This is a genomic window from Shewanella morhuae (genome assembly GCF_003028295.1).
GTDB lineage: Bacteria > Pseudomonadota > Gammaproteobacteria > Enterobacterales > Shewanellaceae > Shewanella > Shewanella morhuae.
This window is the reverse complement of sequence record NZ_PYSG01000002.1, coordinates 1,409,243-1,434,018: the sequence shown is the minus strand read 5'-3', so window position 1 is coordinate 1,434,018 and position 24,776 is coordinate 1,409,243. Positions and strand designations below refer to the sequence as shown.

The following is a 24,776-nucleotide window of genomic DNA, read 5'->3' as shown; positions in this document are numbered from 1 at the left end:
GTATAGGTAGCAATCAGACACACTATGAAGTTCGCCGCTTAATTGACTTATTTTTACTCAGTCAACGATATTTAAGGGACGGTTATTGATTGTTTTACAAGGATACGTTCGGTGAACTTGCTCACCTAAACAGATATAAGAACCAAGGCCTATCTTCAAATGAAAAGCACTATGACAGTCACAAAACGTTGTGGCGATCGTGAAAACATCGATCTCGACAAAATTCACCGCGTAATTACTTGGGCAGCCAAGGGATTAAAAAACGTTTCTGTTTCTGAAGTTGAACTTCGCTCACACCTACAGTTTTTTGATGGCATCCCTACTGAAGCTATCCACGAAACGATCATCAAAGCAGCGGCGGATTTAATTTCACCAGAGGCACCTGACTATCAGTTCCTTGCCGCCCGTTTAGCGGTGTTTCATTTGCGTAAGAAGGCCTTTGGTCAGTTCGAACCGCCAGCATTGTATGCTCATGTGACTAAGCTGGTTGAACTAGGTAAATACGATCAACATATTTTACAAGATTACACCCGCGAAGAGCTGGATGTAATGGATACCTATATCGACCATTGGCGCGATATGGACTTCTCTTATGCTGCAGTAAAACAGCTTGAAGGTAAGTATTTAGTTCAAAACCGTGTCACGCACGACATCTACGAGAGCGCCCAATTTCTATACATTTTGGTGGCAGCGTGTTTATTTGCCCGTTACCCAAAAGAAACGCGCCTGAAATACGTTAAAGATTTTTATGATGCTGTGTCGACGTTTAAAATTTCGCTACCAACGCCTATCATGGCGGGTGTACGCACACCAACGCGTCAGTTCAGTTCTTGCGTACTTATCGAATGTGGTGACAGCTTAGATTCAATCAACGCAACAGCTTCGTCGATTGTGAAATACGTCAGCCAACGTGCGGGCATAGGTATTAATGCCGGTCGTATTCGCGCCTTAGGTAGCCCAATCCGTGGTGGCGAAGCCTTCCACACAGGTTGTTTACCTTTCTATAAGTATTTCCAAACCGCGGTGAAGTCTTGTTCTCAAGGCGGTGTGCGTGGTGGTGCTGCGACCTTGTTCTACCCAATTTGGCACTTAGAAGTCGAATCACTGCTGGTATTGAAAAATAACCGCGGCGTAGAAGATAACCGTATCCGTCATTTAGACTACGGCGTACAGCTGAATAAACTGATGTATCAACGTTTGATCAAAGGCGAAAATATCAGCCTATTCAGTCCATCGGATGTACCTGGCCTGTATGATGCTTTCTTTGAAGATCAAAACGAATTTGAGCGTTTATATCTGCAATATGAGCAAGACAGCAGCATTCGTAAAAAAGCTATCAAAGCCGTTGAGCTATTTTCACTAATGATGCAAGAGCGTGCTTCTACTGGCCGTATCTACATACAGAACGTAGATCACTGTAATACTCACAGCCCGTTCGATTCAAAAGTCGCGCCGATCAGACAATCTAACCTGTGTCTTGAAATCGCCCTGCCGACAAAACCATTGAACAACATTGATGATCCTGAGGGTGAGATCGCACTTTGTACCTTGTCGGCGCTAAATTTAGGTTCTATCAAAGAATTATCTGATATTGAGCCATTAGCCGATCTGGCCGTGCGAGCGCTAGATAACTTATTAGATTACCAAGACTACCCCATCAAGGCGGCACAACGTGCCTCGATGAATCGCCGTACTTTAGGCATAGGCGTGATTAACTTTGCGAACTACTTAGCGAAAAATGGCCTGAAGTACTCTGATGGTAGCGCCAATGCGCTCACCCACAGAACCTTTGAAGCGATTCAGTTCTATTTACTGAAAGCCTCAATGAACTTAGCTAAAGAGCAAGGTGCATGTCCGTTATTCCACGAGACCACTTACTCTCAAGGTATTTTACCTATCGATACCTACAAACGTGACCTAGATAAAATTTGTGCCGAACCATTGCACTTAGACTGGGAATCACTGCGTAGCGATATTAAGCAATATGGCCTGCGTAACTCAACGCTATCGGCATTAATGCCATCAGAAACCTCATCGCAAATTTCTAATGCGACTAATGGTATTGAGCCACCACGCGGTCTTATCAGTGTAAAGTCGAGTAAAGATGGCCAGCTGAAACAAGTAGTGCCTGACTTTGACACTCTAAAAGATAACTATGAATTACTGTGGAAAATGCCAAGTAACGACGGCTATTTACAGCTAGTAGGTATTATGCAAAAGTTCGTTGACCAAGCGATTTCGGCCAACACTAACTATGACCCTTCACGTTTTGAAGGTCGTAAAGTACCGATGCAAACACTACTGAAAGATTTGCTCAATGCTTATAAATTGGGTGTTAAAACGCTTTATTACCATAACACTCGCGATGGTGCGTCAGATTCTCACGACGACATTACCAGCCTTGAGAAAGAAGACGACGGTTGTGCCGGCGGCGCATGTAAAATATAACTTTTTACATTAACGGTACTCTTACACATAAGAAGTGTAGGGATCCACTTAAGGTGAGATCCCTACCCATTGGAAAATAGCAACATGGCCTACTCTACCTTTTGTCAAACACCTAACGATGCCACCCGCGAACCGATGTTTTTTGGTCAATCGGTCAATGTGGCCCGCTACGATCAACAAAAATATGAAGTGTTCGAAAAACTGATAGAAAAACAGCTATCTTTTTTTTGGCGTCCAGAAGAAGTAGACGTTAGTCGTGACAAAATCGACTACAGCGCATTACCTGATCATGAAAAGCATATTTTTATTTCTAACCTGAAATATCAAACCTTGCTCGACTCGATCCAAGGTCGCTCGCCAAATGTGGCCTTTTTACCTTTAGTATCGCTACCAGAATTAGAAACGTGGATAGAAACGTGGTCTTTTTCTGAGACGATTCATTCGCGTTCATACACGCACATCATCCGTAATATCGTTAACGATCCTTCGGTGATTTTTGATGATATCGTGGTAAACAAAGAGATCTTAAGTCGTGCAACCGATATCGCCGCTTATTACGATCACTTAATACAATTAACCCAAGCATTCCATTTACTCGGCGAAGGTACCCACGTTATCGATGGTAAAGAAATCATCGTTAACACTCGTACGCTGAAAAAAGCCTTGTACTTGTGCATGATGTCAGTCAATGCCTTAGAAGCGATTCGCTTCTATGTTAGCTTTGCCTGCTCGTTTGCCTTTGCTGAACGTAAGCTAATGGAAGGTAACGCAAAAATCATTCGCTTAATCGCCCGTGATGAAGCCTTACACTTAAACAGCACTCAGCATATTTTGAGCATCATGCAGGGCGGTAAAGACGATCCTGAAATGGGTGAAATTGCTGCCCAGTGCCAGCAAGAAGCCTTCGATTTATTTTATAAGGCGGCAGAGCAAGAAAAAGAATGGGCGAAATACCTGTTTAAAGATGGCTCTATGATTGGCTTAAACGAACAAATCCTTTGCCAATATGTGGAGTTTATTACTAACCAACGCATGAAGTCAGTTAACCTACCACAACCGTATCCTGAAATAACCAATCCACTACCTTGGATGAAAAGTTGGTTAGAAAGTGATGCTGTGCAAGTTGCACCGCAGGAAGTGGAAGTTTCTTCTTACCTTGTTGGTCAAATCGACTCTGCGGTTGATGGCGATGAGTTTCTTGATTTCGATCTGTAATCAAGATGACCTCAAAAACATCACATAAAAAACTGTTTACTAAGGCGCCGATTGTGCGCCTGCAAGGTCAGCCCGTATTACTCTTTAGTGAGCAATACGGCACTTTGCTGCAAGCGCTCGAAACCAAAAAGGTCAAAATATTTTCAGAGTGTCGCAACGGTTTTTGCGGTGCCTGTAAAACACGAATCATCAGCGGTAAAGTCTGCTATTTAAGCGAGCCATTGGCCGAGCTTAAACACGACGAATGTTTGCCTTGCTGCTGTGTACCCATAACGGATTTAGAACTGGATTTATCCGCAGAAGACGCCGTCGTGGTGAGTACTTGCCAGCCTAAACAGATGAATGAAACCACAAGAGTTTTAACAACCACCTCAACAGCTTCAACGAGTCACACTAAAATCAGTTCAACTTTAGCATTGCAGAAAGAAGTGCTTGAGAATTAAGCGAGTTGAAATGCTGACACGTTCATTAAAATGGAGGCTATAAAAATCTATTATCGTCCTCCCATTGATAGGTTTTGTTGATAGACACTTCGAGTATAAAAATTAAATAGTTATGACTTTTGATCGTTTCGTTATTGTCGTTTAATTTTTCACTTAACCTTAAGAGACTGATATATTTAATTGCAAAATAATAGACTCTATGTTCCATATTTTTATTAATATAATAACACTTTGAACTATTATCCTGATTTACTTTAAGGGATAAAATCTGTATATTCTTTGCTGTTGAATCATTGCTCTAATTGTCAGTATACATTATATTGTTTTACGCATTAATAATGCCGATTGTTTTATTCATACTAGAGAAACGTAATGAAATCATTTCTTACTGGCGTTAAGCCTATATGTAGTAAACCAACGACATTACTGATCGTCATCGGTATTTCAGCAATCCTATATTCGATGCCTTTTATAGGTAAACTATTCTGGCTCGCACTTGTTTTACTTTGTTACACCCTGCTTTAACTATTATTTTTAATAAAAACATATAAATAAATGAAATTGGTATCACAATAGCTAGGTGACTAGAGCCTGTAACCCGAATTCAACTCCGAAATGTAACATCTGCAATAACTCTCTTTACGCATCGCAAGAATATAAAACCCAAACAGTAGTTTAGGCTTTATAAAATACTCGCTTTCATTTTGCTACAAACGCATTGCTAACTCAGCGCCTTGTCGAATAGCGCGTTTAGCGTCAAGCTCTGCTGCCACATCAACACCGCCAATCAAATGCACTGGAACACCCGTCGCTTTCATCTCATCTACTAATGTGCGATTCGACTCTTGCCCCGCGCAAAGGATCACGTTATCAACCGCAAGCACTTCTCTCGTTTCACCTACTCGGATATGTAAGCCTGCGTCATCAAATCTATCGTAGCTTACGCCAATTTTCATTTTTACATCATGTTGCTTGAGCACGAGACGATGGATCCAGCCGGTCGTTTTACCTAAACCTTTACCCATTTTTGAGGTTTTACGCTGCAGTAAGTGCACCTTACGATGATCGGTATTATCTATGTGAGGCACTGTCAGGCCGCCTGCATGTTGGTAGGTTTTATCGATGCCCCACTGCTGTAGCCATTTATCAGGATTTAGCGTGCTAGATTGACGCTCGCAAAGATAATGTGCCATATCAAAACCAATGCCACCCGCACCAATCAAAGCGACAGTGTTGCCAACAGTGACTTCACCCGAGAGCACCTTTTGATAATCCACCACCCGTGGATTATCAAATCCTGGCAACACTAAATCCCGTGGTACAACACCCGATGCAATGACTATTTCATCAAATTTTTCTGTTGCGAGTACACTAGCATCAAGGCGAGTATTTAATCGCAGATCAATTTTATGTAGCTTAATTTGGTTGATAAAATAACGAATAGTTTCGTTAAACTCTTCTTTGCCTGGAATTTTGCGGGCGAGATTAAACTGCCCACCCACTTCAGATTTCGCTTCAAACAGTACTACCTCATGGCCACGCATTGCGGCGTATACCGAAAATGCCATACCCGCAGGACCAGCGCCCATAACAGCAATGCGCTTTTTATTGGATGTCGGTAAGAAGTTAATTTCAGTTTCGTAACAGGCGCGAGGATTCACTAAACACGTAGCACGTTTAAGGGCAAAGGTATGGTCTAAACAAGCCTGATTACAACCTATACACGTATTAATAAGCTCTGATGTGTTAGCGGCAGCTTTATTGACAAACTCAGGATCGGCTAAAAATGGCCGCGCCATCGACACCATGTCCGCTTGGCCTGATGCAATAATCTGCTCGCCAATCTCGGGGGTATTAATACGGTTGGTGGCGATTAGCGGCACTGAGACCGATTTTTTAAGTTTTTCCGTCACCCAGGCAAATGCGCCGCGGGGCACACTGGTGGCAATTGTCGGGACACGCGCTTCGTGCCAACCGATACCGGTGTTCAAGATAGAAACCCCAGCTTGCTCTAGCCATTGTGCCAATTGCACCACTTCATCCCAAGTTGAGCCGTTATCCACCAAATCGAGCATCGATAGACGGAAGATAATGATAAAATCTTTCCCTACTTTTGCTCTGATTGCGTTAACAATCTCAATGGGAAATCGAGCCCGCTTTTCAAACGCGCCGCCCCATTCATCGGTGCGAGTATTCGTGCGAGAACTGACAAACTGATTGATCAAATAGCCTTCGGAGCCCATCACCTCAACACCATCGTAACCCGCTTTTTTCGCAAGCGCAGCTGAGCTTGCGTAATCCTTTATTGTTGAGCGTACTTGGCGACTAGACATCGCAGACGGCGTAAAAGGGGTAATTGGTGATTTAATCTTGCTCGGTGCTAGGGAAAAAGGATGATAACCATAACGGCCAGCATGCAAAATTTGCATACAGATTTTACCACCTGCCTCGTGCACCGCCTGCGTTACCATACGATGCTTGCCCACTTGCCAAGGGAAACTTAGCTGACAAGCATGGGGCGTAAGCCGCCCACGCAGATTAGGAGAAATACCGCCCGTTACAATCAGACCTACACCGCCTTGAGCGCGTTCTTTATAAAACGCTGCCAGTTTCTCAAATCCGCCCTTTTCTTCTTCTAAACCTGTGTGCATTGAGCCCATAAGTACACGGTTTTTGAGCTGGGTAAAACCCAGTTCTAAGGGTTCTAATAAATGGGGAAACGACATTCAAACATCCTTTTAAAACAAGTGATTTAAATCAGCATACCTTGAGTCAAATCTAAGCTCAACTGTTGGATTAAACCCTCGAGTCAAAATCCTTTACAATTGTGTTTAGCCTGTGGCGCTATTTTCAGTTAGCATGAACAGATTGGACTTATAAAGGAGTGGCAAATGTCCGCTAACCCATCGTTTTTCAAAAGAATATGTTTATTTATTTGGCACACACTGAACGGGACGCGCAAACTGATCCTCAATTTAATTTTTTTTGGCCTCTTAGCTGCCATCATTATTGCCATTGGCAGTAGTGAAGATATCAAGGTTGAAGATAACTCAGCGTTGGTACTTAATCTGGCTGGTACGATTGTGGACCAAAAACAACAGGTTGATCCCTTAGAAGCGGCATTTAAGCAAGGGAATAATGCCAATACTGACGGTGAAATTCTGCTCGCCGATGTGCTTTATGTGATTGACAATGCCGCACAGGATAAAAGGATTAGCCTACTTGTACTCGACCTTGCCGACCTTAAACGTGCAGGGATCAGCAAGCTGCAATCTATCGGTGATGCACTCACTCGCTTTAAAGAAAGCGGTAAGAAAGTCGTCGCGATAGGTAATTACTACGAGCAGAATCAATATTTCCTCGCCAGCTTTGCCGACAATATTTATCTCAATCCCCAAGGCGGTGTATCACTTGATGGCCTGAGTATGTATAACCAATACTTCAAATCGGCCTTAGATAAACTCAAAGTCAAAGCGCATATTTTCCGCGTAGGAACTTTTAAATCCGCCGTTGAACCCTACATGCGCGACGATATGTCTGATGCCGCGCGAGAAGCCAGTAGCGCACTATTAGCCGATGTATGGCAAAGCTATACGCAAACCGTCGCGGGTAATCGCCACATTGACCCTAATTCGCTCGTGCCTGATGCGAGTATTTATTTGGCTGAGCTCGATAAAGCCAATGGCGATTCAGCGGCGATGGCTATCAACATGAAATGGGTTGATAGCTTAGCGACCACGGAAGATTTTCGTAAAATCATGCTTGAAGCTGTTGGTAAGGCTAAAAAAGGTGACAGCTTCAAGCAAGTGAGTTTTTATGATTACTTAACCTTAGTTACGCCATTGCCAAGCTTTGTTGAGCAAGATAGCGTCGGCATTATTGTCGCCAGTGGTACGATTTTGAATGGGATCCAACCTGCGGGGCAAATTGGCGGCGAAAGCACTGCTGAACTACTCCGTAAGGCGCGTTTTGATAAGCATATTAAAGCCTTAGTGTTGCGCGTTGATAGCCCTGGCGGTAGTGCCTTTGCATCAGAGCAAATCAGGCAAGAACTGCTAGCGTTAAAAGCCGCAGGTAAACCCGTTGTTGTTAGTATGGGGAGTTTAGCGGCTTCTGGCGGTTACTGGATTTCAGCCAGTGCTGATTATATTTTTGCCACGCCAACAACACTCACAGGTTCAATTGGCATCTTTGGCATGATAACCACCTTCGAAGATTCACTGGCCAGTTTAGGCGTGCATACCGATGGGGTGTCAACCTCAGAGTGGGCTGGATTATCAGTCACTCGCGCCCTTTCCCCCCAAGTTGAAGCTGTTATTCAACGTCATATAGAACGTGGCTATTTAGACTTTATCTCGCTGGTTGCCAAAGAACGTAAAATGACCATAGAGCAAGTTGATAAGATTGCCCAAGGCCGCGTTTGGAGTGGCAAGAAAGCCCTTGAGCTAGGCTTAGTCGATGAGCTGGGTGATATCGATGCTGCTATTGCTAAAGCGGCTAAATTGGCAGATATGTCGCTATTTGATACTCGCCTCATCGAACAGGAGCTGACTCCTGAGCAAATGTTCATGCAACAGATGTTTGCCTCAGCATCGAGCTATTTACCGGCCTCATTAAGTCAATCATCGGTGTTAGAGCAAATGCTACAGCAGTGGAGCAGTAGTTTAAAAACACTCACCGCTTTTGATGATCCAAACAATGTTTACATCTACTGCGACACTTGCAACTTGATGAACTAAATCCATCACTCTCTTTGCTGCTGCACGCAACTGCAAACGGATGATTAATACCAAGCCCGGATCCTCGGGCTTTTTTATTGGGTTTATACGCATAAAATCGTATAATTCACCCACTTGAAGCTAAGAAAATGATAATAATGACTAAACGCTCCATTTATGTTGCCTATACGGGCGGCACTATCGGTATGCAAAAGACCGATAACGGCTTCGTCCCCGTGGCGGGATTTTTAACTCAGTGCGTGCAATCAATGCCTGAGTTTTATCATGAAGAAATGCCGGCATTCGTCATCCACGAATACAATCCACTTATCGATTCTTCCAATATGGCGCCGACCGATTGGCAGATGATTGCCAACGATATACAAGCTAATTACCATAAGTATGATGGTTTTGTGATCCTCCACGGCACTGATACTATGGCGTATACGGCTTCGGCGCTGTCATTTATGCTGCAAGGCTTATCAAAGCCTGTGATAGTAACCGGTTCACAAATACCTCTAGCGCAGCTGCGTTCAGATGGGCAAATAAATCTATTGAACTCACTCTATATTGCAGCGAACTACCCGGTTGCTGAAGTGTGTTTATTTTTTAATAACAAACTATTTCGCGGTAACCGCTCTACTAAAGCCCATGCCGATGGCTTTGATGCTTTCGCCTCTCCTAATTTCCCACTCTTGCTTGAAGCGGGAATTAAAATTAATTTACGTGCTGGTAAGATAACCATCGCCAACGATACGCCATTAGAAGTCTCAAACATCAGTCCGCAACCTATCGGCGTGGTCACTTTATACCCTGGCATTTCAACACGTATTTTTGAGAACATGCTGCAACAGCCAGTAAAAGCGCTAATATTACTGACATTTGGTGTTGGCAATGCGCCGCAAGATGCTGATTTACTCAACACCCTAAAGCAAGCAGATGAGCGTGGTATTGTTTTGGTTAACCTTACCCAATGCTTCCAAGGCAAAGTGAACATGGGCGGCTACGCTACCGGCAATGCGCTAGCTCAAGCAGGCGTGATTAGTGGTGCCGATATGACCATAGAAGCAGCATTAGCAAAACTGCATTATTTGCTATCTAAAAATTTAAAACCAGCAGAGATAAAAGCAGCCATGCTGCAAAATTTAGTCGGTGAATTGAGCATAGATTAAAGACACTCTCTTTGAACCCATGTCTTTGCCTATAATCATATGATTAATTGCTATAAACAAAAAAAGCCCATATTAAATGGGCTTTTTAATATTAATTCAAATTATATGACTGTCAAAAAGCACTTATTATAGCTCAATTTACCAGACGTTATTTATATTGAAGTTATTTGATATCAATTCAATATAAACGTCAATCAAACAGTGATCTTAAATCTTTATCTAACTTCTTATAAAACATAAACCGTTTTTGAAGTCAGAGCCATTTATAAATCCTGTGCTTTAAACTCGGCAATCGGTTCACCGCGGAACTGCTTTTGTAGCTCAGCTTTAGACAGCTCATTAATTTTACCATCGGGTGCGATGGTGAAATGCTCCGTTTGTTCAAGCTTACGGGCTTGATACAACATCACCACCTGCAGGGTCGACTCTCGCTGCGTTTCACTTAGCACAGTACCATCTTCCCACTTACCTAATTCAGCCGCACTGCGAAGCCTTTCATAGACTTCAATGGGCATTTGCGCGATCACTTGATTAATATCTGTCATACACTTTTCCGCTTATGTAACACAATTCTGACTCGTGTAATGAGATAGCCTACAAAGCCAAACACAAAACATATTCCAGCGATATTCGCCCGCATACCTTCGGCAGGCTCTCCACCCCAAAACCAAATCACCACCCCAGCAATAAACAATGTCATAGCAACGAAACTTTGATTCATTAGGCTGCTAGACCTTTGAATATGACTAATGCGCGATAAGGATCCGTTATCACCATTAGTGCTCGCTTGGCAATAAGGACATGATGGCGCCTTGCTCGACATACGCTTGCGACACACTGGACATTCAATTAATGCCATATCTACCTCGCCCTAACGCAACTTATCAACCACAGCGAGCATAGCGATAAGTGATGCTTCACCTAAGTAAATGCTACGCTCTGGCGACCAACCAACAAAAGGATCGGCTAGATTGTTATTGTCTTTAAACGGCATTTCGAGGGTATTAGATAAGCACTCGAAAGTCTGAGCAACCCAATTTGACGCAACAGTTAAATTGGCTTGGCCAGGCTCGTCTTTATCATAACCAAACTGAGTTTGGAAATCAGCACTGGCTAAGGTTAATGCTTGACTGAAATCAGCCTGCAGTTGCGCCAGTTTATCACTGTAGGCAGGAACGCCCTCACAACCCGCTAAAAATACATAAGGCAGGCCTTCATCACCATGAACATCATAAAACAAGTCTACGCCCGTTTGCTGCATCTTGTTGACGACGTGGTACACCTCAGGACTCTTCTCTAAACTTGGGGTTTGCCATTCACGGTTAAGATTGACACCAATGGCATTAGTGCGCAGATGGCCTCTAACACTGCCATCGGGATTCATGTTTGGCACAATATAAAAGTTGGCTTTATCGAGCAGTGCTTTCGCCGTTGGGCAATCATTATCGAGTAAACGATTCACTAGACCTTCGACTAACCATTCAGCCATAGTTTCGCCGGGGTGCTGTCTAGCCGTGATCCAAATGTTACGTTTAGAAGGATCGCCATTACCGACTTTCATTAAGGTAATATCGCGGCCATCTAAAGTCAGGCCTAAATGCTCTAAATTAACATCAAGGTGTAATTGGGCGCTACTGAGCAGATCTAAGTGGCGCTCATAGCTATATGGGGCAAAATAAGCAATTTGAATTGCATCGCAATCTAGCTCTAAGTTAATACTCAGTTTGCCATCTTGGTAATGTGTTGGAATACGAAACCAATGCTGGCGGTCGTAGCTTGCTACTGCCTGATAGTCTTCCCACCCTTTGGTATAGGAAGCCGTTCCGGCATTAATGATATTTAAGGTGTAATGGTTACCCACTTCACCTTCAAATCGAAAATTAAACCATTGATAAAACTCGCCGCCCGCGTCGGGACGGATGGCAAGTTGAATATCGTCTTTATTATCAAGATTGACGACTTGGATATTTCCGCCATCAAAATTGGCACTGATCCGCATAATGATTCCTAATAGGTTGTTCACGCTAAGGGCAATTAATAGCACGCGACTAATAGCACTCTTAGTACACGGCACATTTTATTATATGGCCGATAGGATAAACCAAAACATCCCAAGGGGAAAATGAAAGCCAGTAAATTTAACAACGGCGCTTTCAGTTGGCTTTTTTATTAACCAACATACACGGCTTGACGCCACAAGTTGAACCGTAAAAGTACTAAAATCACCACTTATTAGGCTATAAAGCTATAACCTTGCCCTCGCACAGTGTTAATCAGATTACGCGGTAGGCTGATATCAGCTAATTTACGTCGAGTGTTGCTAATATGCATATCGAGATTACGGTCAAAACGGCCTAAATCTTTTTGCAGAACTGAACGTTGCAACTCTTGTTTAGTGATAACTTGGCCTTTTCGTTCAAAAAGATATTTAAATAACCTAAACTCAGTTTGGGTTAAATCAACACTGCTCATCCCTATTGTAATTCGATAAGCTGCGTCGTCAAAATCGACTGGTGGTATCTGTCTTACTGTCATTTTAGGTTGCCGCAGTGGTGCTGCGTACAAACGCCGCTCAAGGGCTTGCAATCTCACAAGTAATTCTTTGATACTAAAAGGTTTGGCTAAAAAGTCATCCGCGCCAAGTTCGTAACCTGCAATTCTATCTTCTTCACTATCTGAGGCTGAAATCATAATAACGGGTGTGACACACTCGCGCGCTCTAAGCAAATCAAAACTATTCATTTGCGGCATGACCAAATCCAACATAATGATATCTGGCACAAAGCTGGTTATTTTAGCTAACCCCTCAATGCCATTTACCGCACATTCCACCTCATGCCCCTGCATACACAGTGCCTCAGTTAACCACTCTCTTAATAAGTGATCATCATCGACCAACAGTATTTTACTCATCCTTAAAAACCCAAACGAGAATCGATATCATTTATATTAGCATGCGTTAACCCATGACTCTAGTGTTAATCACAGCATTCCGTCCAGTTATAAGAAAACTGTGATACGTAACAAGATAACCTATGTCCTATCAGCATCAAACTGCATAACTATTTGCACTTAACAGTGCGAACGATTTTAGATAAGAATAGCACTCATAAAAAAAGCGCCTTTCGGCGCTTTTTATTCGTTATAACATGTGCAGCTCTACTTAGAACTTAACAGTTACACCACCATAAATAGTACGACCGATTGTGTCGTAAACTTGTGGTACTGTGCCGCCGTCGCTACCATTTGAAACTCCAACTGGGTCTTCATCAGTAAAGTTTTTAATACCTAAACTAACAGTAGCCATATCGTTGATGTGATATGTTCCTGAAATATTGTGGTATAAAATCGAGTCAACATTTGTTCCTTCTGCTAAATCGGTCATTTCCCCAATATAGCGGTTGAAGTACATAACACTCCAATCATCTCTACCTGCTGAAAGGCTAAAGTTGTTACGAACACGAGCATAAGCACCGAAGTTACCATCGATAGTGCCAGTGTAATCTTCACCATCTTGCTCGAAATTAACTAAGTAAGTCGTATCATTATTAACTTTCCAATCTAAACCTATTAGCTCGAAGCTATAAGCTAAGTTGAAATCAACACCACTAGTGTCTTGAGTACCTACGTTAGTTAACGCATTGGTTAAGTTATCTAAATCGCCATTAGCACCGATTTTGAAAATTTCGCAAGATGCTTCACCAGTTTTATCGCCAGTAGTTTGAAATTTATGACAAGCGTTTAAACCAGCCTGAGTATCCATACGCGCAATTGCGTTATCAACTTTAAAGCGCCAGTAATCCAATGTTACTGACATACCTTCAATATAGTTTGGTGAGTATACTAGACCAGCAGTATAAGACTCAGACTCTTCAGGCTGTAAATCTGGATCAGAAGTACGATTTACTAAAATTTGCGGATCTGGAGCATTACCCCATGGGTCATCTAAGTAATCGTATGAACCTGAGTTACCACCATAAAGCTCACTTACACTTGGAGCTCGGAATCCTGTAGCAGCAACAGTACGGAGCATTAGATCATCCGTTGCAGCATAAGTTAAACCAATCTTCCAAGTGGTCGCTTTACCGAAAGTAGAATAATCATCTAAACGTAGTGCAAACTCACCAGTTAACTTTTCAGTAAAGGGTACGCTAACTTCTTGGAAAATAGAGATAACGTTATAGTTACCGTCTGTTGGATCTTGTTGTGCTGAAGTACTTTCACCCGCAACAACTACTGGATCTGGATTATAGAAACCACTTTCACGACGGTATTCTGCACCGATTGCAAAACCCACAGCTCCAGCACTTAAATCAAATAATTCACCATTTAAGCCCGCAGATAGTGTTTGTTGTTCGTTACCACCGTTTGCATCTTCTGAATAACTAATATCATTGGCCATTTGATCAGTTAATGGCACACCGCTAAACCATGCATTTGGGTTAGCGTAAATGGAGTCAGCCATATCTGACGCATTAATCGAATTACCTACCGAAGTGTTCGCTTTGTTTTTACCATAAGTATATGTTAGATCCCAGTTCATACCAGTATGGACATCTAAGGTGCCGGCTAAACCACCAGATAAGCGCCAAGTATCAATATCTTGTGTATAAATACGTGGTCCCACATCGTTGGTACGACGACGGTAGTTAACTAAACCTTTCTCATCGGCTTCAATACCACCGGCAATCATTGCACTATCAAGTGTCACGCATGATGCCCCTGCTGGCACACCTGCTGCGCCACAAACATTTAGCATGATATCACCAGGTTGAGGAGCTAATTGTTGGTTAGAGCGACGATTCGTATATATAGCATCCGCAGTTAGTACGACATCATTACCGAGCTCTTGTGTCATATTAGCGAATAAACTACGACGTTCACTTGGTGTTTGATAGAAACTATCTTTAGTGAAATCATAGCCAGTTGTACGCGCGACCCAGTTACCATTGGCGTCTTGAACTTTACCACCTAAAGTACCAGTAGGAATAAATGAGCTTGCACCAGGTGCAGTCCAATCACGATCAGATTGGATAACACCGCGACGGTCAGCATAAGCAGCACCAAAAGTGTAGTTACCACCATCTGTATTAAAACCATACAGCGCACTGACATCGCCGTTTTCGCCGTCGCCTTTATCGGTACCGCTACCATTAAAATCTAGCTGAAAACCTTCAAAGTCTTTCTTGGTAATAATGTTAACTACGCCAGCAATCGCATCTGAACCATAAACCGCTGAAGCGCCATCTTTTAAGATTTCAACGCGAGCAATCATAGCAACAGGGATAGAGTTCAAATCGACAGAGCTATCTGCACCTGAACCTGAGTTCACCATGCGGCGGCCATTCAATAATACAAGTGTACGCTGTGCACCCATACCACGCAGGTCAACCTGTGCAACGCCATCTGAACCATTGTTTGTCGTTGACCCTACTGCAGCACCCGCCATTGACGTTTGTACTTGCAGCATTTGATCAACCGAAGTAAAGCCTTCCGCTTTAATTGCTGCTGCATCAATCACAGTTACAGGAGAAGCGGTTTCCATATCCTGACGTTGAATACGTGAACCCGTGACTTCGATACGTTCAACTTTTGCTTTTTCTTCAGCAGCGAAGGCGCTTGACGTAACAAATGCACCTGTAGTGATAGATGCAACGATAGCTAAGTTAATCGCTGACGCTAATTTGGTTCTTTTGATCATGTATGAATGCTCCCTAAGATCTAACTATTATTTTTATGCTTACAGCTTGTACAACTTTTGCTGTACTAGTGTTGCACACGATACTGAGGATTCACTTTAACTTCGTCAACGCCCAATATTTTAACAATAATAACACTGAGGTTAATCATTGGTTAATAAAGTGTTTTAAATTATGAGTTGTCAGTCTATTAAAATCTATTAAAAATACAAAGTTAGCTTACTACTCCAGATTTTCTTTACTTTGCAGTAGTTAACTCTGTTAAAAACAAACAAACACGTAACATCATTGACATTAAAAAGTGTGACGTAGATCACACTTTTTGTAGGAGGTGAAAATCGATAAAGAATATCTCACCGATTTACAGTGTCAAAAATTGCATACATATTTAGCTCAACCCTTGTGGGTAAACATGAAAACAATGAGAATAAGCTTGTTAAATCAGCATTCCAGTCAAAGTGCAGCGAGTGTGGTTGCTGTTACTTATGCACCTAGATAGCGACTTAAATAGAAATGCAACAATATGAAAACAAGCTATTGCACACTCCAGCATCAAATAGGCTAATTTGCTTCTTTTGATAGTTAATATTTCACTCATCATTTGTAGTAAATAAAACGACTACGATTGATTGATTTATTAAACCCTCAAAATATACATTTTTTTGATAACCACATTCACGACAACAGGTTTAAAGTTAATATTATAGGGTTAATACCAGTTTGATATTCGCCGTCAAAACAAACACTGATGTAACATTTAGGATGCTATAAAACACAATAAAATAAGCATAAGATTATTAACCTTACTGTACTGCGTGTGATTAATAATCTCCCTAATCAAATAATCCGCTTACATTCCATAGACTGGTAGTAGTAATAAAAAAGGCGACACAAAATGTGTCGCCTTTTTTCAATACATTAAGCTAACTCTTATTCGGGTTTAATCAATTCAAAATGCTGATATGCGCGCGCGGTTGCAATACGACCACGAGGCGTGCGTTGGATAAACCCCTGCTGGATCAAGAAAGGTTCCAGCACATCTTCAATGGTTTCACGCTCTTCACCAATAGCAGCGGCTAAGTTATCCAGCCCCACAGGGCCGCCCATAAACTTATCGATAATTGCCAACAGTAGTTTGCGGTCCATGTAATCAAAACCTTCGCAGTCTACATCTAGCAAGTCTAAAGCGTGCTCGGCCACAAACTTGGTGACTGCGCCATCATGTTTTACTTGCGCATAATCCCGCACGCGGCGCAGCAGTCGGTTGGCTATCCGCGGTGTACCACGCGAGCGACGGGCGATTTCAAATGCGCCATCAGCATCAATTTCTAATTCCATCACCTGCGCTGAGCGGGTAACAATGGTGCTTAAATCTTTAATGTTATAGAACTCAAGTCGCAGCGGGATCCCAAAACGCGCTCTTAATGGTGAAGTTAACGCCCCTGCCCGTGTTGTCGCGCCCACTAAAGTAAATGGCGGTAAATCGAGTTTAATAGAACGCGCTGCGGGGCCTTCACCTATCATGATATCCAGCTGATAATCCTCCATTGCCGGATACAATATCTCTTCAACCACAGGGCTTAATCGGTGAATTTCATCGATGAATAACACATCACCGGATTCAAGATTTGTCAGAAGAGCGGCGAGATCACCGGCTTTTTCAAGCACTGGTCCAGATGTCGATTTGATATTTACGCCCATCTCATTGGCGACAATCATAGCCAAGGTGGTTTTACCTAATCCTGGCGGGCCGTAAATCAACATGTGATCTAAGGCTTCGTTACGATTCTTTGCCGCTTGAATAAACACCTTAAGCTGCGCCCGAGTGTCATCTTGCCCCGTGTACTCATCGAGCATTTTAGGGCGCATTGCCCTGTCAATAGACTCATCTTGCACTTGGATCTGCGGCTGGATAAGTCTGTCTGCCTCAATCATTATGATTCCTTATCGAAGCTTTCATCTTAATTAGCATCATTATTCAATTAAAGCATCGACTTAAGGGCTGCTTTAATCAGCGTTTCTGAATCCATGCCTGCTTTATAGGCTGCAGAAACGGACTTACTCGCTTGCGGTGGTTTATAACCTAATGAAATCAAAGCTGAAATAGCGTCTTCTTCGGCACTATTAACCGTTGGTGCTGGCGAATAATTGGATTGCAACACAAATTCACGCTCTGAACCTGCAGACGCTGCCATTAAGCTCTTGAGCTTATCGCGCATTTCTACCAATAGACGCTCGGCGGTTTTTTTACCTACGCCGGGCAATTTTACTAAGGTAACAATATCGTCACGCTCTACGCAGCCGACAAATTCTCCGGCGGTCATGCCAGATAAGATGGTTAGCGCGAGTTTAGGACCCACACCATTGGTCTTGATCAGTAAGCGAAATAATGCTCTTTCCTGCTTAGTGATAAAACCATAGAGTAACTGCGCATCTTCACGCACCACAAAGTGGGTGTAGACCATGGTTTCATGGTTAATCTCAGGCAGTTCGTAAAAGCTGGTGAGCGGCATTTGCAACTCGTAACCGACACCATTAACATCAATCAACACTTCTGGCGCTTGTTTCTCAACTAACACGCCCCGTAAACGACCTATCATTTGTACCGTCCGTATGTTCTTGCCGTTGCCCGGCCGCTCAATGCTATTAAACTCTGGCTAGTGTGATAATGACACACAGCAACCCCGAGTGCATCTGCAGCGTCAGCTTGCGGGGCTGCAGGTAATTTAAGTAGTTGTTGGATCATATGTTGTACTTGGGCTTTTTGTGCCCGGCCCGTGCCAACCACTGCGCTTTTTATTTGAGTCGCGCTGTATTCTGCTACCGGTAAATTCGCCACAGTGGCGGCAACAATGGCAGCGCCGCGCGCTTGACCAAGCTTGAGCGCAGAATCGGCATTTTTTGCCATAAATACTCGTTCAATCGCAAATTCATCTGGCTGATACTGACGAATAATTTCAGTGATACCATCAAATATTTGTTTGAGCCTGCCAGGAAGCTCTTCGGACGAAGTGCGAATACAACCACTGCCGAGGTAAATCTGCTGTCGCCCCACACATTGGATCACGCCATAGCCGGTGATCCGTGAGCCAGGGTCGACACCTAAAATAATTGCCATTACATGCCTTATATACGATCTGAATTTTGATCTCGAACCCTATGTTAGTATTTGTGAGCCGGAGTTGGCCCAAATTGCTACGCTATCCAGCTATCCAGCTAACCAGCTAACCAGCTAACCAGCTAACCAGCTAACCAGCTAACCAGCTAACCAGCTAACCAGCTAACCAACAATCTAGCCTAGGTTTGCCATGACCTCATCGGATATTTCCGCATTATGATACACCTCTTGCACATCATCATGATCTTCAAGGGTATCGATAAGGCGCATAAACTTTTCAGCGGTGTCGAGATCAAGTTCAGCTTTGGTTGCTGCTATCATCGCGATTTCGGCGTTATCGGCCACAAAGCCCGCTTTATCAAGTGCCTCTTTCACTGTATAAAAATCAACGGAGTCGGTGAATACATCGATTGCGCCATCATCATAGCTGACAATATCTTCTGCGCCCGCTTCAAGCGCCGCTTCCATCAAGGTATCTTCATCGGTACCCGGTGCATAGGATAAAACCCCACGCTTAGTGAACAAATAAGAAACCGAACCATCGGTGCCTAAATTCCCCCCCGATTTAGTAAACGCATTACGCACGCCGCTCACGGTACGGTTACGATTATCCGTCATCGTTTCAACCATTACAGCCGTGCCGCCAGGGCCATAGCCTTCATAGAGAATGGTTTCGAGTTGCTGACCTTCTAATTCACCGGCGCCGCGCTTAATCGCGCGCTCAACCGTATCACGGGTCATATTGCCACCAAGGGCTTTATCAATCGCAACTCGTAATCGTGGGTTTGAATCAGGATCTGAGCCGCCTTCACGGGCTGCTACGGTTAATTCACGAATAAATTTAGTAAAGAGTTTACCGCGCTTAGCATCTTGAGCTGCCTTACGGTGCTTAATATTGGCCCATTTACTGTGACCTGCCATGGGAAGTCTCCTCTAGTTTGGCTATATCATCGCACAGCTTATCGATAGTCGATTATCTATAGCCGAAGGTGTAATGGGATGGAATAACGGCTATTTACCTAAGAGATTGAACTAATTAATATTGATAAGCGATGAAATGACATGTTACTAAAATAAACCGAGGCTTGTGCCTCGGTTTACGATACGACTGATAAAAGAGGACTAATCAAAGACAACTTACCAGAGTCGACTTATTAGAGCCCTCTTCCAAAAAATCAGTCTTCCGTTTTAACGGCTTTCTCAACCACGGCAATGCCAAGTTCAGCTAACTGCTGCGGATTAGCAAATCCTGGCGCATTGGTCAGCGGGCATGCCGCGGTAGTCGTTTTAGGGAACGCCATCACATCACGAATTGAGCTTGCGCCCGTCATCAACATAATGATGCGGTCTAAACCAAATGCTAAACCAGCATGTGGCGGAGTTCCGTAACGCAGCGCTTCTAACAGGAAGCCAAACTTCTCTTTGGCTTCATCGTCAGTAATGCCCAGAATACGGAATACTGCAGACTGCATTTCTTGGTTATGAATACGCACCGAACCACCGCCTAATTCGCAGCCGTTCAATACCATATCGTAGGCATCAGAAACGCGATTAGCGGGGTTGGCTTCAAGTTCTGCTGCCGTTACGCCGCGTGGTGCGGTGAACGGATGATGAACCGCATGGAAGCTGCCGTTGATTTTCTCAAACATGGGGAAGTCAACCACCCACAGTGGGCGCCATTCACCTTGTAATAAGCTAAAGTCTTCGCCGGCTTTAAGACGCAGTGCGCCCATAGATTCAGCAACCACAGTCGCTTGGTCAGCACCAAATAGGATAATGTCACCAGTTTGCGCGCCGGTTCGGCTCACGATTTCATTAACTATGCTTTCGTTCAAGAATTTCAGTACAGGTGATTGAATGCCTTCTAAGCCAAGGCTTAAGTCATTGATCTTCACCCACGCTAAGCCTTTAGCGCCATAAATGCCAACAAACTTAGTGTAATCATCAATTTGCTTACGAGACAGTGCAGCGCCCCCCGGAATACGCAGTGCAGCCACACGGCCTTCTTCGTCGTTAGCAGGGCCTGAGAATACTGCAAATTCGACTTCTTTGAGTAAATCGGCAATGTCCACCAGCTCTAATGGATTACGTAAATCTGGCTTATCTGAACCGAAACGACGCATCGCTTCGTTGTAGGTCATGCGAGGGAACTCGCCTAAATCGACATTCAGCATTTCAACAAACAAACCGCGCATCATCTCTTCGGTTTTCGCCATCACTTGCTCAGAGCTCATGAAAGACGTTTCGATATCGATTTGGGTGAACTCTGGCTGACGGTCAGCACGTAAATCTTCATCACGGAAGCATTTTACGATTTGATAGTAACGATCAAAGCCAGACATCATCAGCAACTGTTTAAACAGCTGTGGTGATTGTGGCAATGCAAAGAACTGACCTTTATAAGTACGGCTTGGTACTAAATAATCGCGGGCACCCTCTGGGGTTGCCTTGGTCAGAATTGGCGTTTCTATGTCCAAGAAACCGTTTGAGTCGAGGAAACGACGCACAGAACTGGTCACTTTAGCGCGGAAAATAAGGCGCTGCGCCATTTCTGGGCGACGTAAATCTAAGTAACGGTACTTAAGACGTTGCTCTTCGCTGTTGTTCTGGTAGTTATCCATGCTCAATGGCAGTGGATCGGCAGCGTTGATGATCGTCAAGGCTTGGCCTAAGACTTCAATCTCACCCGTTTTCATTTGACCATTAACTTGGCTATCGGGGCGAGCGCGAACAAGGCCTTTAACCTGAACGCAAAATTCGGCGCGCAGCGTGCTGGCGACATTGAACACCTCAGGTAAATCTGGGTCGTAAACCACTTGGACCAGACCTTCTCTGTCTCTTAAATCTAAAAAGACAACGCCACCCAAATCACGGCTACGATTAACCCAACCTACCAAGGTAACTTCTTGTCCAACGTGAGACTTATTGACGTCTCCACAATAATGACTGCGCATCTAACTCTATCCTTTATCCGGAAACCGGTGCTTTGGAAATAATCAAAACGAGATAAAAGCGGCATTATAGTAAAATAATGCCGATTACCAAAGTACTTCACACTTAGGCGGTGAAGTATCAAACAGTTTTACGCCCTTGACTAGAGGCGAGTGCACTATCGGCGCATGAGCGTTCAAAAAAACATCAAGCCATGCGATAACAACGCCCACCATCGTTTTTTGCTTGGTACATCCGCTGATCAGCCTTTTTCAACAAACTTATTGCGGTGTCACCATCTCGAGGATAAACCACCACCCCAATACTAACCGATATGCTGACACTGACACCCTGAATTATCAAAGGGTTCGACAATGCCTGTAGAATATTATCAGCAACTTGGGTCACGGCATCGAGATCTTGCACACGATTTAGCAGGATAACAAACTCATCGCCGCCAAATCGCGCCACTGTATCTGAGCCTCGGATAACCTTAGTGAGTTTTTTGGCTACCCATACGAGTAATTCATCCCCTACTGGGTGACCATATTGATCATTGATTGGTTTAAAATTATCGAGGTCAATGAAGAGTAGGGCAAAATGTGTGTGATCCCTTTGGTGAGATAATAATGCTTGAGCTAATCTATCATCAAGTAAGGCACGATTGGGTAATTGAGTTAAAGCGTCATGGTTAGCCACATGCTGTAAACGTTTTTCAGCGATTAACCGTTGGGTTATTTCGCGATTTAAGCGCCGATTGACGAACAGTACCGCCACCATTACTAAGCATAAGACGAGCCCCCCAAACACAATATAATTTATCCACTGTTTATATTGGCTGTTATCTGTTGCAACAGAAAATGATACCCAACGTGCATAGATGCGTTGCTGCTTTTGACTATCAATCAGAGCCAAGGTTTTATTAATCAGTGGCACTAAAGGCGCAAACTGAGGATGAACACCAATATAACTTTTCTGATCGGCTAAATCACTTAGTAGTGACATTTTCAACGTTGGATATTGCCCGGTTTTAAGATCAGAGGCCAATGTCACCACTTTATCGATAAACACATCGGCCGTACCGTGAGTCACTGCAGCTAATCCTGCATGGGTATCAGCAACAAGCACTAATTTTAGCGAAGGCTCAAGACTCATCAATTGCGCGACTAAATGATAGCCTTCAACTACAGCCACTCTTTGCCCCGCCAGTTGGGCAATATTGAATAGCGAAACTTGTTCCAATTGCGATACCAAAGCCCACGGTGATGGCCAATAAGCCTCGCTGAACATTAAGCGTTGTTGCCTATCAGCCGTTTTTGCAACACTACCTGCTAGGCTCACCTCTCCCTTTTGCAACGCCTCGATTAATGAATGCCAATTATCAAAAGCAACGGGGGTAAGTTTAAGTCTGAGTTGTTCTTTGAGTAACTTGGCAATATCGCTATTGATCCCCGAAAATTGCCCTTGTTGATCCATAAATTCCATCGGTGGCCATTGCTTAAGATATCCCACCTTTAGTTCTCCTAAAGCATCGACATAGGCTTTCTCAGAAACATTCAAACTAACATGAGGTTCTGCCTGAGTAAAAATATGATCCTTTGGATTAAGCATCCATTTTTGTTCAATATTGGCAAACTCTTGGGGACTGATACTATTAAAACCATTGGCGATCCGCTCAGCAAGCCCTGGATTGTCACTTCGGGTTAGTACGTAAACATCAGTTGCAAACTCAAGCCCTTGATATTGATAGAAATCAGTCCAGTAATTATTAAGTAATAAATAGTGAGAAGTCCACGCACCTCCGGCAACAAAACCGACTATATCCCCCGCCCGCGCGCCAGCAACCATGGCATCCATACTGTCGTAATAACGCAATAAGACATCGGGCAAGGCTTTGCGTAACTCCACCAGATAAGGTGCTGTAGGTACCACGCCAATACGCTTTCCTTGTAAACTTTTTAAATCGGTTAGCTGTTGTTTATAGAGGAATAAACGACTTTTTTTGCTATATAACTGCCAAGCACGATTGAGGCCTGTTTTTAAGTCGTCACTTTCAGGGTAACCAATATGTGCATCAGCTAGACCACGACGTACATCGTCTACGCTAGAGTTCATGTCACCAGGCAAAAAATCAATGGCTATACCGGTTTTTTCAGACCACAGTTGCCACATATCTACATATAAGCCGTGGGGCAAACCATCAGCACCAATATTAACAAAGGGTTCAACACCTTGCTGCATCGAAATAATTAATTCTGATTGCTCACGTTTAAACCCAAGCCATCTGCGCTCAGTTTGCTGGATAAAATCGGCTTTGAGTAACGCAAACCCCGCATTAATTTTATTAACTAATGCAGTATTTCCCTTTATAACTGCAGGGGCAAATTGCATTGCTTTAATTTGAATACGTACAGCATTAGGATAATTTGCAGTGATTGCTTGCGATGAAGCCGGATCTTTCAAATAACCTTCTAAACCGGCAAACACCATAATTTCGCCAGCAGCAACCCCTGCCAGTAATGCCTCACGACTCTCATAGCGTTTAAATACCAATTGAGGTTCGATACGATGCAATTCCACTTCATGGGAGGAAGCGGCTACCACACCGACTTGAAAGGGGATCAGTTCTGTAATGGATTTTTTGCCTTGCAAAGATTTATGCAAATACAAAAAGGTGCCCACGTCAGCTATGGGTACAGCAAAGTCAAACTCTCGTGCTCGCTCTTGGGTTTTACCCATACCGATATGCACTTGAGCCTTATTTTGCCTCAGCTGTTCGAGGGACTCATGCCAGTGGCGCGCAACAAAAACCACAGGGGTATGGGTTTGTTTAGCCCACTCTTTCCATAAGTCGACTAGCAGCCCAGTTGGCTCACCGTCGTTATCAACATATTGATAGGGAAAGCTATCCTCACCCATAACGATCACTAATGGCTCTGTGGGCAGCGAACTAGCCTGCCCCAGTGTGCTAAAAAACACACTACATAAGATCACAATAAAATGGATCAAAAACGTCAAGTTGAACCCTTAGT

General features: G+C 43.5%; 17 protein-coding genes. 5 read left to right on the top strand and 12 right to left on the bottom strand.

The window, feature by feature from the left end; all coding sequences use genetic code 11:
• The first annotated feature begins 159 nt into the window (after nucleotides 1–159).
• The 3 genes from nrdA to yfaE all read left to right on the top strand — a co-directional run bounded on the left by nrdA (nucleotide 160) and on the right by yfaE (nucleotide 4,106).
• The gene (gene nrdA, locus C9I43_RS06790; protein WP_107882876.1) at nucleotides 160–2,448 is read left to right on the top strand and encodes a class 1a ribonucleoside-diphosphate reductase subunit alpha; all 2,289 of its coding nucleotides are present in this window, start codon (nucleotides 160–162) and stop codon (nucleotides 2,446–2,448) included.
• A gap of 84 nt (nucleotides 2,449–2,532) precedes the next feature.
• Nucleotides 2,533–3,663, top strand: coding sequence for a class Ia ribonucleoside-diphosphate reductase subunit beta (gene nrdB / locus C9I43_RS06785; RefSeq protein WP_076500424.1), 1,131 nt, complete (start codon nucleotides 2,533–2,535; stop codon nucleotides 3,661–3,663).
• A gap of 5 nt (nucleotides 3,664–3,668) precedes the next feature.
• Entirely contained in the window at nucleotides 3,669–4,106 is a 438-nt protein-coding gene (gene yfaE, locus C9I43_RS06780) for a class I ribonucleotide reductase maintenance protein YfaE (protein ID WP_107882874.1), read from the top strand.
• Nucleotides 4,107–4,813: 707 nt separating this feature from the next.
• On the opposite strand, the gene C9I43_RS06775 is transcribed toward yfaE, so the two are convergent.
• Nucleotides 4,814–6,832, bottom strand: coding sequence for an NADPH-dependent 2,4-dienoyl-CoA reductase (locus C9I43_RS06775; RefSeq protein ID WP_107882872.1), 2,019 nt, complete (start codon nucleotides 6,830–6,832; stop codon nucleotides 4,814–4,816).
• A gap of 165 nt (nucleotides 6,833–6,997) precedes the next feature.
• On the opposite strand from C9I43_RS06775, the gene sppA reads away from it, so the two are divergent.
• Nucleotides 6,998–8,845, top strand: a complete 1,848-nt coding sequence (gene sppA / locus C9I43_RS06770; RefSeq protein ID WP_107882870.1) for a signal peptide peptidase SppA — start codon at nucleotides 6,998–7,000, stop codon at nucleotides 8,843–8,845.
• Between the two features lie 137 nt (nucleotides 8,846–8,982).
• Nucleotides 8,983–9,996: an asparaginase gene (ansA, locus tag C9I43_RS06765; protein ID WP_076500416.1), complete on the top strand. Its 1,014-nt coding sequence runs from the start codon at nucleotides 8,983–8,985 to the stop codon at nucleotides 9,994–9,996.
• A 263-nt stretch (nucleotides 9,997–10,259) separates the two neighbouring features.
• On the opposite strand, the gene C9I43_RS06760 is transcribed toward ansA, so the two are convergent.
• The 11 genes from C9I43_RS06760 to C9I43_RS06710 all read right to left on the bottom strand — a co-directional run bounded on the left by C9I43_RS06760 (nucleotide 10,260) and on the right by C9I43_RS06710 (nucleotide 24,762).
• On the bottom strand, nucleotides 10,260–10,541 hold the full coding sequence (locus C9I43_RS06760) for a YeaC family protein (RefSeq protein ID WP_107882868.1): 282 nt from the start codon (nucleotides 10,539–10,541) through the stop codon (nucleotides 10,260–10,262).
• On the bottom strand, nucleotides 10,538–10,855 hold the full coding sequence (locus tag C9I43_RS06755; protein WP_107882866.1) for a zinc ribbon domain-containing protein: 318 nt from the start codon (nucleotides 10,853–10,855) through the stop codon (nucleotides 10,538–10,540). The genes C9I43_RS06760 and C9I43_RS06755 overlap by 4 nt, the downstream gene beginning before the upstream one ends.
• 12 nt (nucleotides 10,856–10,867) lie before the next feature.
• A complete protein-coding gene (locus C9I43_RS06750) occupies nucleotides 10,868–11,995 on the bottom strand; it encodes a M14 family metallopeptidase (protein ID WP_107882864.1) in 1,128 nt (375 codons plus the stop codon).
• Between the two features lie 233 nt (nucleotides 11,996–12,228).
• Entirely contained in the window at nucleotides 12,229–12,909 is a 681-nt protein-coding gene (gene ssoR / locus C9I43_RS06745; RefSeq protein ID WP_076500408.1) for a response regulator transcription factor SsoR, read from the bottom strand.
• 250 nt (nucleotides 12,910–13,159) lie between these two features.
• Nucleotides 13,160–15,697, bottom strand: coding sequence for a TonB-dependent receptor plug domain-containing protein (locus C9I43_RS06740; RefSeq protein WP_107882862.1), 2,538 nt, complete (start codon nucleotides 15,695–15,697; stop codon nucleotides 13,160–13,162).
• 928 nt (nucleotides 15,698–16,625) lie between these two features.
• Nucleotides 16,626–17,630 (bottom strand): Holliday junction branch migration DNA helicase RuvB, encoded by a 1,005-nt coding sequence (gene ruvB, locus C9I43_RS06735; RefSeq protein WP_107882860.1) that lies wholly within the window; start codon nucleotides 17,628–17,630, stop codon nucleotides 16,626–16,628.
• 47 nt (nucleotides 17,631–17,677) lie between these two features.
• Nucleotides 17,678–18,295 (bottom strand): Holliday junction branch migration protein RuvA, encoded by a 618-nt coding sequence (ruvA, locus tag C9I43_RS06730; protein WP_076500402.1) that lies wholly within the window; start codon nucleotides 18,293–18,295, stop codon nucleotides 17,678–17,680.
• On the bottom strand, nucleotides 18,292–18,813 hold the full coding sequence (gene ruvC / locus C9I43_RS06725) for a crossover junction endodeoxyribonuclease RuvC (RefSeq protein WP_076500400.1): 522 nt from the start codon (nucleotides 18,811–18,813) through the stop codon (nucleotides 18,292–18,294). Before ruvC ends, ruvA begins: the two co-directional genes overlap by 4 nt.
• A 174-nt stretch (nucleotides 18,814–18,987) precedes the next feature.
• Nucleotides 18,988–19,734, bottom strand: coding sequence for a YebC/PmpR family DNA-binding transcriptional regulator (locus C9I43_RS06720; RefSeq protein WP_076500398.1), 747 nt, complete (start codon nucleotides 19,732–19,734; stop codon nucleotides 18,988–18,990).
• A gap of 254 nt (nucleotides 19,735–19,988) precedes the next feature.
• Entirely contained in the window at nucleotides 19,989–21,767 is a 1,779-nt protein-coding gene (aspS, locus tag C9I43_RS06715) for an aspartate--tRNA ligase (RefSeq protein WP_107882858.1), read from the bottom strand.
• A gap of 184 nt (nucleotides 21,768–21,951) precedes the next feature.
• Nucleotides 21,952–24,762, bottom strand: coding sequence for a diguanylate cyclase domain-containing protein (locus tag C9I43_RS06710; protein ID WP_107882856.1), 2,811 nt, complete (start codon nucleotides 24,760–24,762; stop codon nucleotides 21,952–21,954).
• Nucleotides 24,763–24,776: the final 14 nt, after the last annotated feature.

Bases quoted from the DNA above. Each gene is read 5' to 3' on its own strand.
- ruvC (WP_076500400.1), bottom strand. From the start codon at position 18,813: ATGGCAATTATTTTAGGTGTCGACCCTGGCTCACGGATCACCGGCTAT.
- nrdA (WP_107882876.1), top strand. From the start codon at position 160: ATGAAAAGCACTATGACAGTCACAAAACGTTGTGGCGATCGTGAAAAC.
- nrdB (WP_076500424.1), top strand. From the start codon at position 2,533: ATGGCCTACTCTACCTTTTGTCAAACACCTAACGATGCCACCCGCGAA.
- C9I43_RS06720 (WP_076500398.1), bottom strand. From the start codon at position 19,734: ATGGCAGGTCACAGTAAATGGGCCAATATTAAGCACCGTAAGGCAGCT.
- sppA (WP_107882870.1), top strand. From the start codon at position 6,998: ATGTCCGCTAACCCATCGTTTTTCAAAAGAATATGTTTATTTATTTGG.
- C9I43_RS06750 (WP_107882864.1), bottom strand. From the start codon at position 11,995: ATGCGGATCAGTGCCAATTTTGATGGCGGAAATATCCAAGTCGTCAAT.
- yfaE (WP_107882874.1), top strand. From the start codon at position 3,669: ATGACCTCAAAAACATCACATAAAAAACTGTTTACTAAGGCGCCGATT.
- ruvB (WP_107882860.1), bottom strand. From the start codon at position 17,630: ATGATTGAGGCAGACAGACTTATCCAGCCGCAGATCCAAGTGCAAGAT.
- ssoR (WP_076500408.1), bottom strand. From the start codon at position 12,909: ATGAGTAAAATACTGTTGGTCGATGATGATCACTTATTAAGAGAGTGG.
- ansA (WP_076500416.1), top strand. From the start codon at position 8,983: ATGACTAAACGCTCCATTTATGTTGCCTATACGGGCGGCACTATCGGT.
- C9I43_RS06775 (WP_107882872.1), bottom strand. From the start codon at position 6,832: ATGTCGTTTCCCCATTTATTAGAACCCTTAGAACTGGGTTTTACCCAG.
- ruvA (WP_076500402.1), bottom strand. From the start codon at position 18,295: ATGATAGGTCGTTTACGGGGCGTGTTAGTTGAGAAACAAGCGCCAGAA.
- C9I43_RS06755 (WP_107882866.1), bottom strand. From the start codon at position 10,855: ATGGCATTAATTGAATGTCCAGTGTGTCGCAAGCGTATGTCGAGCAAG.
- aspS (WP_107882858.1), bottom strand. From the start codon at position 21,767: ATGCGCAGTCATTATTGTGGAGACGTCAATAAGTCTCACGTTGGACAA.
- C9I43_RS06740 (WP_107882862.1), bottom strand. From the start codon at position 15,697: ATGATCAAAAGAACCAAATTAGCGTCAGCGATTAACTTAGCTATCGTT.
- C9I43_RS06760 (WP_107882868.1), bottom strand. From the start codon at position 10,541: ATGACAGATATTAATCAAGTGATCGCGCAAATGCCCATTGAAGTCTAT.